This is a genomic window from Bradyrhizobium sp. USDA 4451 (assembly GCF_054822585.1).
Map to the genome: position 1 here is coordinate 6340954 of NZ_JBTRCH010000001.1, position 14883 is coordinate 6355836.

9 protein-coding genes and 2 pseudogenes are annotated in these 14883 nt (G+C 65.5%); 6 read left to right on the forward strand and 5 right to left on the reverse strand.

What is annotated here, in order from left to right; translation table 11 throughout:
* The first annotated feature begins 58 nt into the window (after positions 1–58).
* The gene (locus ACVMB0_RS29450) at positions 59–2527 is read left to right on the forward strand and encodes a PAS domain-containing hybrid sensor histidine kinase/response regulator (RefSeq protein ID WP_461348488.1); all 2469 of its coding nucleotides are present in this window, start codon (positions 59–61) and stop codon (positions 2525–2527) included.
* A gap of 78 nt (positions 2528–2605) precedes the next feature.
* On the opposite strand, the pseudogene ACVMB0_RS29455 reads toward ACVMB0_RS29450, so the two are convergent.
* From ACVMB0_RS29455 to ACVMB0_RS29470, 4 genes and pseudogenes are all read right to left on the reverse strand, one after another.
* A pseudogene (locus tag ACVMB0_RS29455) lies at positions 2606–2845 on the reverse strand (RlpA-like double-psi beta-barrel domain-containing protein); the annotation flags it as partial.
* 134 nt (positions 2846–2979) lie between these two features.
* Positions 2980–5692, reverse strand: a pseudogene (locus ACVMB0_RS29460) (bifunctional diguanylate cyclase/phosphodiesterase).
* Between the two features lie 137 nt (positions 5693–5829).
* Complete coding sequence (locus ACVMB0_RS29465) at positions 5830–6342, reverse strand: hypothetical protein (RefSeq protein ID WP_461348489.1); 513 nt, start codon at positions 6340–6342, stop codon at positions 5830–5832.
* Between the two features lie 227 nt (positions 6343–6569).
* A complete protein-coding gene (locus ACVMB0_RS29470; RefSeq protein WP_461348490.1) occupies positions 6570–6698 on the reverse strand; it encodes a hypothetical protein in 129 nt (42 codons plus the stop codon).
* Between the two features lie 93 nt (positions 6699–6791).
* Between ACVMB0_RS29470 and ACVMB0_RS29475 the strand changes: the two genes are divergently transcribed.
* From ACVMB0_RS29475 to ACVMB0_RS29495, 5 genes are all read left to right on the forward strand, one after another.
* Complete coding sequence (locus ACVMB0_RS29475; RefSeq protein WP_456754276.1) at positions 6792–7019, forward strand: hypothetical protein; 228 nt, start codon at positions 6792–6794, stop codon at positions 7017–7019.
* A 74-nt stretch (positions 7020–7093) separates the two neighbouring features.
* Positions 7094–7462: a hypothetical protein gene (locus ACVMB0_RS29480; protein ID WP_461348491.1), complete on the forward strand. Its 369-nt coding sequence runs from the start codon at positions 7094–7096 to the stop codon at positions 7460–7462.
* Between the two features lie 113 nt (positions 7463–7575).
* Entirely contained in the window at positions 7576–8799 is a 1224-nt protein-coding gene (locus ACVMB0_RS29485) for an efflux RND transporter periplasmic adaptor subunit (protein ID WP_461348492.1), read from the forward strand.
* Positions 8792–12016, forward strand: a complete 3225-nt coding sequence (locus tag ACVMB0_RS29490; RefSeq protein ID WP_461348493.1) for an efflux RND transporter permease subunit — start codon at positions 8792–8794, stop codon at positions 12014–12016. Before ACVMB0_RS29485 ends, ACVMB0_RS29490 begins: the two co-directional genes overlap by 8 nt.
* Before the next feature lie 139 nt (positions 12017–12155).
* On the forward strand, positions 12156–13997 hold the full coding sequence (locus ACVMB0_RS29495) for an alkaline phosphatase family protein (protein WP_461348494.1): 1842 nt from the start codon (positions 12156–12158) through the stop codon (positions 13995–13997).
* A gap of 40 nt (positions 13998–14037) precedes the next feature.
* On the opposite strand, the gene ACVMB0_RS29500 is transcribed toward ACVMB0_RS29495, so the two are convergent.
* Complete coding sequence (locus tag ACVMB0_RS29500; RefSeq protein ID WP_456754271.1) at positions 14038–14619, reverse strand: hypothetical protein; 582 nt, start codon at positions 14617–14619, stop codon at positions 14038–14040.
* Positions 14620–14883 lie beyond the last annotated feature (264 nt).

Here is a 14883-nt window from a genome sequence, read left to right on the forward strand (position 1 = left end):
CACACTGGCAAAGCCGCCTCGTCCTGTGTGAAAGTGCGCCTAGAGGTTGCCGGCGCGTATGACCCCTCCCGATCGCTCTGATGTGCTTCCCGAAGCTGCGGCAGCCGAACGGCTGCGGCAGCACCTTGAGGAGATCGCACGCGAACGCGATCGCGCCCATCGCGAGTTGCAGGAGCGCGAGGCCGAGCTGGCGCGGATCCAGCGCATCGCCCGGGTCGGCGGGCTCGAGATCGATTTCCGCGACGGCGTGCGCAACCGCCGCTCTCCCGAATATCTGCTGGTGCACGGGCTGCCGCCCGAGGAGGTCAACGAGACCTACGAGAACTGGGTCGCGCGCATCCACCCCGACGACCGCGAGCGCACCATCAAGCATCTGTTCGATGTGCTCAAGGAAGGCGGCGAGGACTACACGGCCGAATACCGCATCATCCGCCCGAACGACGGCGAGAGCCGCTGGATCCGCGTCGTCGCCAAGATCGAGCGCGACCGCAGCGGCCGCGCGCTGCGGCTGGTCGGCGCCGATCTCGACGTCACCGACCAGATGCTGGCGCAGGAAACCCTGCGCGAGAGCGAGGAGCGCTTCCGCCTGATCGCCGACAGCGCGCCGGTACCGATCTGGGTGACCAAGCTCGACCGCACCCGCTCGTTCGCCAACCAGGCCTATCTCGATTTCCTTGGCCTGCCGTTCGAGGAAGCGGTCGTGTTCGACTGGCGCAAGGCGCTGCATCCGGATGATCTGCCCAATATCCTGCAGGAGCAGATCACCGGCGAGCTCTCGCTCAAGCCGTTCGTGCTCGAGGCGCGCTATCGCAACGCCACCGGCGACTGGCGCTGGCTGCGTTCGGAATCGCAGCCGCGCTGGGATCCGAACGGCAAGCATATCGGCTTCATCGGCGTCGCCCACGACATCACGGCCGCCAAGGAAGCCGAGATCGAGCTGCGCAAGCTGAACGAGTCGCTGGAGCGCCGCATCCTGGAGCGCACCGCGCAGCTCGAATCCCGCGAAGCGCAGACCCGCGCCATCCTGGAAACCAGCCATCAATATCAGATGCTGCTCAACCACGATGGCGACCTGCTCTACACCAACCAGACCGCGCTGGCCGGCATCCGCGCCGAGGCCGGCGACGTCGTCGGCAAGCCGTTCTGGGACACGCCCTGGTTCACTGCGACCGACGGCATGCCGGGCGTGATCCAGTATGCGTTCGCGACCGCGATGCGCGGCGAAGAGGTCAAGATCGAGCTGCAGTTGCAGCTGCCGATCGGCGAGCGCTATTTCGATTTCGCGATGCGGCCGCTGCAGGACCAGCACGGCACGATCGTCGGCGCGGTGCCGGAGGCCGTCGACATCACCGAGCGGCGACGCGGCGAGGAAGCGTTGCGGCAATCGCAGAAGATGGAAGCGGTCGGCCAGCTTACCGGCGGCGTGGCGCACGATTTCAACAATCTGCTCACCATCATCCGCTCGGCGACCGACTTCCTGCGCCGCCGCGAGCTGCCGGACGAACGGCGCCGCCGCTACATCGACGCGATCTCCGAGACCGTGGAGCGGGCCTCAAAGCTCACCGCGCAGCTGTTGGCGTTCGCGCGCAGACAACCGCTCAATCCCGAAGTGTTCAATGTCGGAACGCAGGTCGACAGCGTGGTGCAGCTGATCCGCCCGCTGGTCGGTGCGCGGATTCATATCGAGGTCAGAATCGAGGATCCCGGCTGTTTCGCGATCGCCGACATCGGCCAGTTCGAGACCGCGATGATCAACCTTGCGGTCAACGCCCGCGACGCCATGAACGGCGAAGGCCAGCTGACGATCGGCGTGAGAAAGGTCAGGCACATCCCCGCTTTGCGGGCCCAGGCCTCGCGCAGCGGCGATTTCGTCACGGTCTCGATCCAGGATACCGGCACCGGCATCTCGCCGGAGCATCTCGACGCGATCTTCGAGCCGTTCTTCACCACCAAGGAGGTCGGCAAGGGAACGGGCCTCGGGTTGAGCCAGGCGTTCGGCTTCGTCAAGCAATCCGATGGCGACATCGAGGTCACCTCGACGCCCGGGCACGGCGCCACCTTCACCATCTATCTGCCGCAGGCGATGCCCCCCGCGGATATCAAGGTCGCGGCCAACGCGGGCACCGAGCAAACCTCGATCGGCCGCGGCTACCGCGTCCTGGTGGTGGAGGACAATGACGATGTCGGCCAGTTCTCCACCGAACTGCTCGAGGATCTCGGCTATTCGGTCAAGCGCGCGGCCAACGCCAATGCAGCGCTCTCGATCCTTTCCGAGAACGAGTTCGCCGCCGACCTCGTGTTCTCCGACGTGATCATGCCCGGCATGAACGGCGTCGAGCTCGCCGGCGTGATCCGCGATCGCTTTCCCGGCCTGCCGGTGGTGCTGACTAGCGGCTACAGCAACGTGCTCGCCGAGAACGCGCATAGCGGCTTCGAGCTGATCCAGAAACCCTATTCGGTCGAAGCGCTGTCGCGCACGCTCCGCAAGGCGATCGCCGAGCAGCGGGCGACCGCGCCGAAATCCTGACAGCGTGCAGCCTCCGCTGCGCCCTACTCGATCACCACATGCGCGACGCCGAGCTGAAAGATGCCGAGCGCGCGCTGCCGTGGTCGAAACATCGATAATCCGCCCGCGGATGAACGGGCCGCGGTCGTTGACCCGGCACTGGATCGACTTGCCGCGATAGGACACCGTGATCATGCTGCCGAACGGCCGCCGGCGATGCGCGCAGGTCATCTCGTCGCGCTTGCCGATGCCATGATAGTAGGACGCAAGGCCACTCTCTGCGTTCGCCATAGACGAGGCAAACAGCAGCATGGCCGCGGACGTGACTGCGGTTTTCATTGATCGCCTGCCGGTGAGCCCCGCAAGGGAACGCGGTTCCGCGATTTCGGTTCCGCATCCGTCGCGTTTCAGGTCGATTTTTTGGAACTTTTCCTGTGGAAGCTGCGAGCCCTCCCTGCGCGAAGGCGGCGCCCTCAGGCGGCGTCCTCGACGCTGTCGGCCGCGAGCAGCGTGCGGACATCCTGCGCCGGCACCGGCCTGCTGAACAGATAGCCCTGCATCTGCGTGCAGCCGAGCATCTGCACGGTGTCGCGCTGCTGATCGGTCTCGACGCCCTCGGCCGTCGTGATCATGTTGCGGTCGGCGGGCGATCGAGACCACCGCGCGGATAATCGAGGCCGAGCCCGAGTTGCGGGTGACTTCCTTGACGAAGCTGCGGTCGATCTTGATCTTGTCGAACGGGAACCGTTGCAGATATTGCAGCGACGAGTAGCCGGTGCCGAAATCGTCGAGCGCGATGTGGACGCCGAGCGCACGGAGTTGGCCGAGCGTGACCAGCGCGGCATCGTCATCGGCGATCAGCACCGCCTCGGTGATCTCGAGTTCCAGCCGGCGCGGGTCGAGCCCGCTCTCGGCGAGCGCATTGGCAACCTTCAGCGCCAGCGTCTCCGACCTGAACTGGATCGGCGAGACGTTGACCGCAAGCCGTACATGCGCCGGCCAGGCCGCCGCCTCGATGCAGGCGGTGCGCAGCACCCACTGCCCGATCTCCTCGATCAATCCGGTCTCCTCGGCGACCGGTATGAAATCCGCCGGCGAGATCATGCCGCGCACCGGATGGCGCCAGCGCAGCAGCGCCTCGCAGCCGGTCACTTCGTCGCTGCGCAGGTCGACCAGCGGCTGGTAATGCAATTCGAAGCCGCCCTCGGCCAGCGCGGTCCGCAGATCGGCCTCAAGCGCACGGCGCAGATTGGCCTGCTTCTCCATCGCCGGATCGAAGAAGCGATAGGTCCTGCGGCCGGCGGCCTTGGCCGCGTACATCGCAAGGTCGGCGCATTTCAGCAGGCCGAACAGGTCGGAGCCGTGGCGCGGGGCGATCGCGATGCCGATACTGGCATCGCTCGACAGCCGATGGCCGAGGCAGTCGAACGGCGTGCGCAACGACTGATAGACGCGCGCCACGAGGTCGCTGACGTCGTCGTCCGAGGTGATGTCGTGCTGGACGATCGCGAACTCGTCGCCGCCGAGCCGCGCGATGAAGTCGTTCGATCCGACCGATTGCCGCAGCTTCTCGGCCACGCGGCGCAGGAATTCGTCGCCGATCGGATGGCCGAGCGTGTCGTTGATCCGCTTGAACTCGTCGATATCGATATAGTGGATCGCGAATTCGCGCACCCCGGCCTCCCGCAGCAGCTCTTCCGCGTGGCGCTGGAACAGCGCCCGGTTCGGCAGATTGGTCAGCGCATCGTAATGCGCGAGATATTCGATCCGCGCCTGCGCACGCCGCCCATCGGTGACGTCCTCGAGCGTGGTGGCCCAGCCGCCGTCCGGTGCGCGCTTGTAGATCAGGCGGATGCTGCGGCCGTCGGGCGTCATGATCAGGGAGTCCCGGACCTGGTCACCCCTGGGATCGGTGAAGCGGGCGCAGTAGGCGTCGACATCGCCGACGAACGAGCCGAGCGCCTGGCGATGCAGGACCAGGTCGCGCAGATGGCATCCGGGTTTGACGATGTCGGGCGACAGGCCGAACATGTCGATATATTGCTGGTTGCAGATCACGAGCCGCGCCGAAGCGTCGAACAGCAACAGCCCCTGCGTCATGGTGTTGATTGCGGTGTCGAGGTGCTGGCTCTTCTCGGACAGCCGGCGCTGCGCCGCATCGTGCTGCCGTTGCAACTGACGCACGATCAGGAACACCATCATGATCACGATCAGCACCGCCAGCACCGCGGCACAGAACTGCAGCTTGGTCTGGGCGCGCCAGTCCTCCAGCGCGCTGGAGGTCTTCGTGGTGGCGAGGATCAGGATCGGAAAGTGCGACAGCGAGCGGACCGCGCCGACATTCTCCTCGCCGGCGGCGCCGATGAACCGCCCGGACGTGTTGCCGCCGAGGCCGATGATCTTGCGGAACAGCGACTGGTCGGTGATGTTGCTGCCGACCACGCTCGCATCCTGCGGATAGCGCGCGATGATGGTGCCATCGCGATGGATCATCGAGATCACGGTGTCGCCGTTCAGCGCCAGCGAGGCCACGAAATCCTCGAAATGGCTGGGCTCGACGCCGCGGCTCGCAAAGCCGATGATCTCGCCGTTGCGCCCGGTGATCTTGCGGGCAAAGACCGTGGTCCAGTTGCCCGTCACCTTGCTCATCGCGGGCTCGACGATCACGGGCGATGTCGGCCGTCCCGACGTGAATTCCTTGAAGTAGCGCCGGTCAGCGATGCTGATGTCGGGCACCGGCCACATCTCGGACGAGTTGATCAGCCATCCCTTGGCGTTGAAGAGATTGAGCCCGCCGACATGCGGCAGCGCTGCTAGCCGCGTGCGCAGCATCTCGTGCGCGCTAAGCAGCGACATGCTTTTCTCGAACTGATCCGCGGTCTCGACCTGCTCCGATCGCAGATAATTCAGGATGTCGTCGTGGACATGCTGGAGGTCGCTGAGCTGCTGGTCGAAATGCCGCGACAGCAACAGCGCGGTGTTGTTGAGCTCGCGTTCCGATACCTCCAGCGCGCGTTCGCGGAACTGCAGCGCGAGGTAGCCGGTGCCAAGCGTGATCGCGAGCACCAATAGCGCGGCACTCAGGACGAGCCACTGAACGGCCCTCATCCGCGTGGCGCGCGACACACCTTTGATCGACAGCCGCCGGTGTTCCGGCGTCACGCTGCTCGTTTGGACAACCGACATTTTCCTGCCCCTGTGGGTGCCCTTCTAAGGGAGCACAACCCAAGGGGTCGTTAGGAAAATCAGTTATCGGACGGTTAAGGCGAATGCGCACACGAGCGCGATCGGCAGGACGATCGTCAGGAGACGACTGCCACAGCCTATGCTGCCGCCTCCTTCAGGCTGCACTCGATCAGCGCGCCGTCGATGGTGAATTTCGAGAATGGCGAGAACGGCGTCACCGCCTTGAGTGCTGCGAAGAATTGCGAGTCGCCCGGAGACTTCAGGAGGAAGCGGATGTGGTTGGCCGACAACGCATCGCGCGACAGCCAGACGACGCCGGAGAACAGCGCCACGAGCATTTGCGCGTAGTCGGCGGTCCCGGCGAGGCCGAGATCGTAGATCGGGGACACATTGACGAAGCGCGCGCTGAGCGCCGGCGCGGTATACCGGCTCATCAACAGGCGGCGGACCTGGCAGACCGCATGGACCCGCTCTCCGTCGGTCAGGTGATACAGACCCTGGCTGTCCCCCTCCCTGGCGGTCAGGGCCTCGAAGGCGGCGATGCCGCCGAAAGTGGCAAAATCCTCTCCGACGCCTTCAGCGTCCTTCTTCCATTGTGCCTTGATATGACGCCAGGACCGCTCAGGATCCTTGAGTGGCAAAAGCCGCATGGTTAAGGGGCTGTTAGCACGGAGGGGAGTCGACGCCGGGATAATATGTCGCAGGCATTAAGCGTTTGCTTACGGCGGTAGCCGGTTGCGCCGACGCGACGGCTGCCGGGTAGCCCGTATGAAGCCAACGGGTCGCGCGAATACGCGCCCGATAACAGGCTCCGCGCAATCCGGGGAGCCGTGTCCGCGGTTAGCGCGCGCCCGGATTTCGCTGCGCTTCATCCGGGCTAAAAGATAAGCATCCATTTGGCATAGTCGGATTTGACCACTGTGGGCTCGGCCCCGAACAGCGCCGAGTAGAAGCCGACCGATTGCGGGATGTCCTTGACGGCGACGTGGACATGCATGCGCTTCATGGGGCAATCCTTTCGGGCGACGACGCTGGATGGATATTCCGTCCCAAGCATGCTCAGATATCAACAGTGTTACAACAAGGGTTCGAGCGCGCGATGGATGCGCTGACGCTGTTCGGATTGTTCGCCGTCACCATGATGCTGGTCTGCTACGCGGCCGAAGATCGCAGCCCCTGGTTCATCCTGGCCTTTGCGGTGTCGTGCGCGCTGGGCTCGGCCTACGGTTTCCTGCAGGGCGCCTGGCCGTTCGGCCTGGTTGAGGCGATCTGGGCCGTGGTCGCCGCGCGCCGGTGGTTGCTGCGCCGAACCGCCGAGGGCGTGTAACGTTATAGTATCCTCGGCCAATCTGTCGCGGTCGCGAACTTGAATGCACGCGGTCACGGCGCTAAGTAGGCGCCATGGCCGCTTCGCACACCATGATTCAGTCTTCCTCTCAGGCAACGGGACCGCGCCGCTGGCGCAGCCTGCTTGCGGGGCTGATCTCGGTTGCGTTGGTGTTGTCGTTCTTCCACGGCTGGGCCTTCGATGGCGAGGACGATGCGGCCGCTGTCTTCTCGATCGCACAGTCGATCAACGACACCGGCGGCAAGGCCCCCGCGCATCCGGCCTCACTGCATGGCGATCACTGCCTGACGCACGTCGCCTCGGTCGCTCCGCAGGAAACGGCGTTCCCGATCGCCTATGCGCCGCACAGCTACGCGGACAGCAGCATCGAGTTGCCGGCATCGGCCGAGCGCCTCTCTCCCTTCAAACCACCCCGCGCCTGATCCGGTCGGCATGACCGGCCGTGCGCGGCTGCCCTTGGGCAGCGCGCATGCTTCCGCACAGATCGATGTCGCGACAGCGCACGGCCATTGGCCGGCGCTGCGGAGAGGCGCACATGAAACGGATTGTTCTATTTTTCGGCGGCGTGACCGCCGGCATTGCACTGGTATTGCTCGCGGCCGGAGGGATCGGCTGGCCGGTCAAGTTCCCGGCCACGACGCTTGAGGCTGCGTCCGAGAGCCCGCAGAAGGCCGAGGCCAAGCACGAGGCTCCCGGACATATCGAGCTGGGCGAAGACCAGATTCGCGAAGCCGGCATCACGCTCGCGCAAACCAGCGGCGGCATGCTGAAGCGGCATTTCCTCGCGCCGGGATCGCTGATCCCCGACGCCGACCATATCGGCCGCGTCTCGGTCCGCGTGCTCGCCACCGTCACGGAACTGCGCAAGCGTCTCGGCGACGTCGTCGAGAAAGGCGAGATCGTCGCCGCCATCGAAAGCCGCGAGGTGGCCGACGCCAAGAGCGAATACCTCGCCGCACGGCTCACCAACGATCTGCAGCAGACGCTCTACATCAGGCAGAAGACGCTGGTCGAGACCCGCATCGTCTCGGAAAACGAGTTCCTGCGCACGCGGCTGAGCGCGAACGACGCCCAGATCAAGCTCGACGGCGCGCGCCAGAAGCTGTTTGCGCTCGGCCTGTCGGAAAGCGAGATCGCCGATCTGCCGAACCAGCCGCCGGAGAGCCTGCGCACCCAATTCCTGCGCGCGCCGATCAGCGGCCGGGTGTCCGAGCGGCGCGTCGATCTCGGAGGGTTGATCGGGCGCGAAGGCCAGGAGAGCGAACTCTACGTCATCGTCAATCTCGACGACATCTGGGTCGATCTGGCGGTTTCGCCGGAGGATATCAACGCAGTCCGCGAAGGCGTGTCGGTCAAGATCCGCGCCATCGGCACCGAGGACGAAGCGAGCGCCGGCGTGATCTTCGTCAGCCCCCTGCTCGACCGCGAGACCCGCAACGCCCGCGTGATCGCGACCATGCCCAACAAGGATCACCGCTGGAAGCCCGGTACCTTCGTCACCGCGGAGGTCCCGCTGTCAGGCGCGCCGTCGACCGTCATCATCCCGAAGAACGCACTTCAAACCATCAAGGGGACACCGACCGTGTTCGTGCGCGATGCCGACGGCTTCGAGGCGCGGTCGGTGCGCACCGGACGCGAGGACGACGACGACATCGAGATCGTCTCCGGCCTCGCCGCCGGCGAGGCCATCGCGGTGCAGAACACCTTTACGCTGAAGGCCGAGGTCGAGAAGGACGAGGCGGAGCACGGCCATGATTGAGCGCATCATCGCTCTCGCGATCCAGCGGCGCTGGGTCGTCGTCACGCTGGCGGCGATCCTGATGCTCATCGGCGGCCTGGCATTGACCAAGCTGCCGATCGACGCGGTGCCTGATATCACCAACAAGCAGGTCCAGATCAACACCGTGGCGCCGGCGCTGTCGCCGGCGGAAATCGAGAAGCAGATCACCTTCCCGATCGAAACGGCGCTCGCCGGCGCACCGGGACTGGAGAGCACACGCTCTTTGTCCCGCAACGGCTTCTCGCAGATCACGGCGGTGTTCAGCGAATCCACCGACATCTATTTCGCCCGCCAGCAGGTCGGCGAACGCCTCACCGAAGTCCGCGCGCGCCTGCCGCAAGGCATCGAGCCGCGGATCGGCCCCACCTCGACAGGTCTCGGCGAGATCTACATGTGGACCGTCCATTACTCCGGCGACAAGGTCGAGACCGACGGCGCGCCGGGCCTGCAAAGCGACGGCCGCTTCCTGACGGCGGACGGCCAGGTGCTGCACAGCGAGGTCGAGAAGGACGCCTATCTGCGCACGGTGCAGGACTGGATCATCAAGCCGCAGATCAAGATGGTGCCGGGTGTCGCCGGCGTCGATTCGATCGGCGGCTATCTCAAGCAGTACCAGGTCCATCCCGATGCCGCGAAGCTGATCGCGCTCGGCCTCACCTTTGCCGACGTCGCCAAGGCGATCGAGAGCAACAATGTCAGCCGCGGCGCGCGCTATATCGAGCGCAACGGCGAAGGCTTCGTGGTGCGCTCCGGCGGCCGGCTCGAGAATATCGAGGAGCTCGGCGCCGTCGTCGTCACCACGCGCGGCGGCGTCCCGGTCCGGATCCGCGACCTCGCCACGCTCTCGATCGGCGGCGAGACCCGCACCGGCAGCGCCAGCGAGAACGGCCGCGAGGTCGTGGTCGGCACCGCACTGATGCTGATCGGCGCCAACAGCCGCACGGTGTCGGCCGCGGTCGACGCCAGACTGCGTGCGATCACGCCGTCCTTGCCGGCAGGCGTTAAGGTCGAGACGGTGCTGGACCGCACCCAGTTGGTCGATGCGACCATCGGTACCGTGGCGCGCAATCTGAGCGAAGGCGCGCTGCTGGTGATCGCGGTGCTCTTTGTCCTTCTCGGTAACTTCCGGGCGGCGCTGATCACCGCGCTGGTGATCCCGATCGCGATGCTGATGACCGCCATCGGCATGTGGCAGGGCCGCATCAGCGCCAATCTGATGAGCTTCGGCGCGCTGGATTTCGGCCTGATCGTCGATGGCGCCGTGATCATCACCGAGAACAGCCTGCGTCATCTCGCCGAGAAGCAGCATACGCTCGGCCGCATCCTGACGCGCGACGAACGGCTGGCGACGGTGCGAGCGTCTACCGTGGAAATGGTGCAGCCGAGCCTCTACGGCCAGGCCATCATCCTCCTGGTCTATGTGCCGCTGCTCACCTTCACCGGCGTCGAGGGCAAGATGTTCGAGCCGATGGCGCTGACCGTGATCCTGGCACTCTCAGCCGCCTTCGTGCTGTCGCTGACGCTGGTGCCGGCGCTGATCGCGATCGGCATCACCGGCCGCGTGCAAGAGAAGGAAAACTGGCTGGTTGCCGCGCTGAAGCGCTGCTACAGCCCGCTGCTGCGGCGCGCGGTGACGACGCCCGTCCCGGTGATCGCCGTGGCGGTCGTGCTGTTCGCCACCGCGCTGTTCGGATTCTTCCGTCTCGGCCAGGAGTTCATCCCCTCGCTCGATGAGAAGAACATCGCGATGCACGCGCTGAGGATTCCGAGCACCGCGCTGTCGCAGTCGCAGGCGATGCAGCTCGCGGTCGAGAAGACCGTCAGCCGCTTCCCGCAGGTGTCGTTCGTATTCTCCAAGACCGGCACCGCGGAAGTGGCGAGCGACCCGATGCCGCCGAACGCCTCCGACACCTTCATCATCCTGAAGCCGCGCGCGCATTGGCCGGATCCATCGCTGACTAAGGAGCTGTTGATCGAGGACATCTCGAAGGCGGTCAGCCGGCTGCCCGGCAACGTCTATGAATTCACCCAGCCGATCCAGATGCGTTTCAACGAACTGCTCGCCGGCGTTCGCGGCGACATCGCCGTCAAGGTGTTCGGCGACGAGTTCGAGCCGATGCAGAGGGCGGCCAACCAGATCGCGGCCGCCTTGCGCGGTGTGCGCGGCGCGACCGACGTCAAGGTCGAGCAGGCCAGCGGCCTCCCCGTGCTCGAGATCAAGGTCGACAAGGCGGCGATCGCCCGGCGAGGCCTCAGCGTCTCCGAAGTCCATGATGTGATCGGTGCCGCGGTCGGCGGCCAGGATGCCGGCGTCGTCTACGAGGGCGACCGCAGCTTCGACATCGTGGTGCGACTGCCGGAGAGCGTGCGCTCCGATCTCGAGGCGCTGAGCAATCTGCCGGTCGCCTTGCCGAAGGCAACGCCGAGCTCGCCGGTGCAGAGCCTGCCGCTGAACCGCGTGGCGCAGTTCTCCTTCACCGAAGGGCCGAACCAGATCAGCCGCGAGAACGGCAAGCGCCGCGTCGTGGTGACGGCCAATGTCCGCGGCCGCGATCTCGGCTCGGTGGTCGAGGAAGCACAGACGAAAGTCGCGCAAGCGGTCAAGCTGCTGCCGGGCTACTGGATGAGCTGGGGCGGCCAATCCGAGAATCTCGCCGCGGCGCGCCGGCGCCTTGCCGTCGTGGTGCCGGCCTGCTTTGCCATGATCTTCCTGTTGCTGCTGGCGGCGATGGGGTCAGTGCGCGACGCGCTCCTGGTGTTCAGCGCGGTGCCGCTGGCGCTCACCGGCGGCATCGCGGCGCTGTGGCTGCGCGGCATGCCGTTCTCGATCTCGGCGGCGGTCGGCTTCATCGCGCTGTCGGGCGTTGCCGTGCTGAACGGGCTCGTGATGCTGAGCTTCGTGCGGCAATTGCGCGAGCAAGGCGTGCCGCTTCGTGACGCCATCGAGCAAGGCGCCCTCACCCGCTTCCGGCCGGTGGTGATGACGGCGCTGGTGGCCTCGCTCGGCTTCGTGCCGATGGCCTTCGCCACCGGCACCGGCGCCGAGGTGCAGAAGCCGCTCGCCACCGTGGTGATCGGGGGCCTGATCAGCGCGACCCTGCTGACGCTCGCCGTGCTGCCTGCGCTCTATGCACGGTACGGCCATGTCGGCAGCGCTGCGCAGAATGAGAGGACCGCGATTCAGCCGGCGGAATGAGGATATGTTGACCGGCAGTCGCCGAGGAAAATCCGGCAGTTGCAGCGCCGAACCGGTGCTGTAACAATTCTGTCATATGGCAAAACTAAACGAAGGCTGCGGCGGGCTGCCGCGGGGCTTCATCAGGGGGAATAACACGATGCGTCGTGCCATTACATTGCTGTCCGCGAGCATGATCGCACTCTCAATGGGCGCCGCCTCGGCGCAAAATGCAAAGCCCCGCAACCTGATCCTGTTCGTCCCCGACGGCCTGCGCGGCGGCATCGTGACGCCGGAGACGGCGCCGGCGATGGCCGAGATCCGCGACAAGGGCGTCCACTTCAAGAACTCGCATTCGCTGTTCCCGACCTTCACGATGGCGAACAGCTCGGCACTATCGACCGGCCATTATCTCGGCGACACCGGCACCTTCTCCAACACGATCTTTACCGGCTACACCTCGGCGCCGGCCGGCGACACCGTGGTGCCGTTCATCGAGAACGACGCGGTGCTCGCCGATATCGACGATCACTTCAACGGCGACTATCTCAACGAGGAGACGCTGCTGAAGATGGCCCGCGGCCAGGGTTTCAGCACCGCCGCCATCGGCAAGGTCGGGCCCACCCTGCTGTTCGATCACACCGATCGCGGCAAGAACACGATCGTGATCGACGATTCCACCGGCGGCAAGACCGGCGTGCCGCTCTCCGACGAGATGAAGGACGCGTTGACCAAGGCCGGGCTGCCGCTCGCCACGCCGAGCCGCGGCGATAACGCCAAGGCCGGTGACGCCAAGACGCCCGGCACCACGGTCGCCAACGTCGCCCAGCAGGCCTACATGGCCGATGTCGCGACCAAGGTGGTGCTGCCGATGTTCAAGGCGCGCAACAAGCCGTTCGTGCTGGTGTTCTGGTCGCGCGATCCGGACGGCAGCCAGCACAACACCGGCGACAGCCTCAACACCATCACCCCCGGCATCAACGGCCCGACCTCGATGGCCGGCATCAAGAATGCCGACAACAACCTCGCCCAGCTGCGCAAGGCGCTCGACGAACTCGGGCTGTCCGCCACCACCAACATCATGGTCTCCTCCGACCACGGCTTTTCGACGATCTCGAAGGAGAGCAAGACCAGCCCCTCGGCCAAGATCGCCTATGACGACACGCCGAAGGATTTCCTGCCGATGGGCTTTTTGGCGATCGATCTCGCCAAGGCGCTGGACCTGCCGCTGTTCGACCCCAACGACAAGAACGCCAAGGTCGCCGACAACGCCCATCCGAAGGCCGGCAACGGCGTGCTCGGCCAGGATCCGACCAAGCCCGACGTCGTGATCGCGACCAATGGCGGCTCGGACCTGATCTACCTGCCGAACCGCGACAAGAAGCTCGCCGACCGCGTCATCAAGGCGCTGCTCGAGCAGGACTATGTCAGCGGCCTTTTCGTGGACGACAAGCTCGGCAATTTCCCCGGCACGCTGCCGATGTCGAACCTCAACCTGAAGGGCAAGGCGGTGACGCCGAACCCGTCGATCGTGGTCAACTTCCGCTCCTGGTCGAGCGGCTGCCCGATCCCGACCAACTGCTCGGTGCAGATCGCCGACACCGTGCTGCGCCAGGGCCAGGGCATGCATGGCAGCTTCAGCCGCGGCGATACCTACAACTTCACCGCCGCGATCGGCCCCGACTTCAAAGCGGGCTATGTCGATCCGCTGCCGGTCAGCAACGCCGACGTCGGCATGACCGCGGCGCAATTGCTCGGCCTGCGCGCGCCGAACAACGGCGGACTGATCGGCCGGGTGATGTCGGAAGCGCTGCCGAACGGCATCGTGCCGAAGATGGCCGAGGGCACTCTGGTATCGAAGAAAGCGTCGGCCAACGGGCTGCGCACGGTGCTGAAATTCCAGCGCGTGCTCTCGACCCGGTATTTCGACGTCGCCGGATTCCCGGGGCGGACGCTCGGGCTCGAGGAGAGCGACGGCAAACAGAAAACGGCGGGGAAGTGATCCCCGCCGCCTCCGCTTGAAGCCGTTTCGTTCGGGATGATTACATCATCCCGATGTCGAACACGTTGGGCAGCTGGGTCGCGAGCGGCAGTGCCGCGGCGCCGACCAGCGTCGCCACCATTGCAGCCAGTGCACGGCCGGTGCGGCGCTGGCCGCGCATCCGGCCCGCGATCCACTCCAGGACCTTGGTGTCGATCTTGGCGCCCTGCGTCGGCGCCCAGCGATCGATCTCGGTGTCCGCGGACAGCGCCACCGTGCGCGGCGGCACCGGCAGGCCGGACTCGGAGGCGGCATGATGGGCGATCGCCTTGGCGAGCAGGTCGTCGAACCGGCCGCCATCGCTGCGCTCGGCAGCCGCCTCGTTGATCGCGAACAGCGCCTCGATCTCGGCCCGGCTGACCGGCTGATGCTCGACCGCGGCCGCCGTCAGGATGCGCGCGCACCAGGCAGCGTCATCGGCATCGAGGGAGCGGGAGAAATGGATACGGCCCTTGGTGGTCGGGCCTTCGCCGGTGATGACGCCGTCGCGCACGATGGTCAGCGCATGGGCGGCGGTCTTGCGGCAGGATGGATGCAACGCACCGCTGAGAGCCTCAGCGGTCTTGGTACTTGGGGTAGACATTGTGGGAGCTTTCAATTCCTATCTCAGGCCAGCTTTTCCATGCGGGCGTAAACGAGTGGTTAACGATTCGGAACTTCGGTTCCGAGATTTTTAGATGGTTGCTATTTGGTCGCTTTGGAAGCTGTCACGGTTCAGTCCTATAGCACCCAAGGGGTCGTCGAGGCCGGCGTGATGACGGCGATAAGCGGCTTTATCTAGGCATTTCCAAGCTTTTGTGCCGCAGTTGATATTTCGCCGCAGCGGCCTGGATCAAAACAAGTTGCT

Bases quoted from the DNA above. Each gene is read 5' to 3' on its own strand.
- ACVMB0_RS29450 (WP_461348488.1), top strand. From the start codon at position 59: ATGACCCCTCCCGATCGCTCTGATGTGCTTCCCGAAGCTGCGGCAGCC.
- ACVMB0_RS29465 (WP_461348489.1), bottom strand. From the start codon at position 6,342: ATGCGGCTTTTGCCACTCAAGGATCCTGAGCGGTCCTGGCGTCATATC.
- ACVMB0_RS29470 (WP_461348490.1), bottom strand. From the start codon at position 6,698: ATGAAGCGCATGCATGTCCACGTCGCCGTCAAGGACATCCCGCAATCG.
- ACVMB0_RS29475 (WP_456754276.1), top strand. From the start codon at position 6,792: ATGGATGCGCTGACGCTGTTCGGATTGTTCGCCGTCACCATGATGCTG.
- ACVMB0_RS29480 (WP_461348491.1), top strand. From the start codon at position 7,094: ATGGCCGCTTCGCACACCATGATTCAGTCTTCCTCTCAGGCAACGGGA.
- ACVMB0_RS29485 (WP_461348492.1), top strand. From the start codon at position 7,576: ATGAAACGGATTGTTCTATTTTTCGGCGGCGTGACCGCCGGCATTGCA.
- ACVMB0_RS29490 (WP_461348493.1), top strand. From the start codon at position 8,792: ATGATTGAGCGCATCATCGCTCTCGCGATCCAGCGGCGCTGGGTCGTC.
- ACVMB0_RS29495 (WP_461348494.1), top strand. From the start codon at position 12,156: ATGCGTCGTGCCATTACATTGCTGTCCGCGAGCATGATCGCACTCTCA.
- ACVMB0_RS29500 (WP_456754271.1), bottom strand. From the start codon at position 14,619: ATGTCTACCCCAAGTACCAAGACCGCTGAGGCTCTCAGCGGTGCGTTG.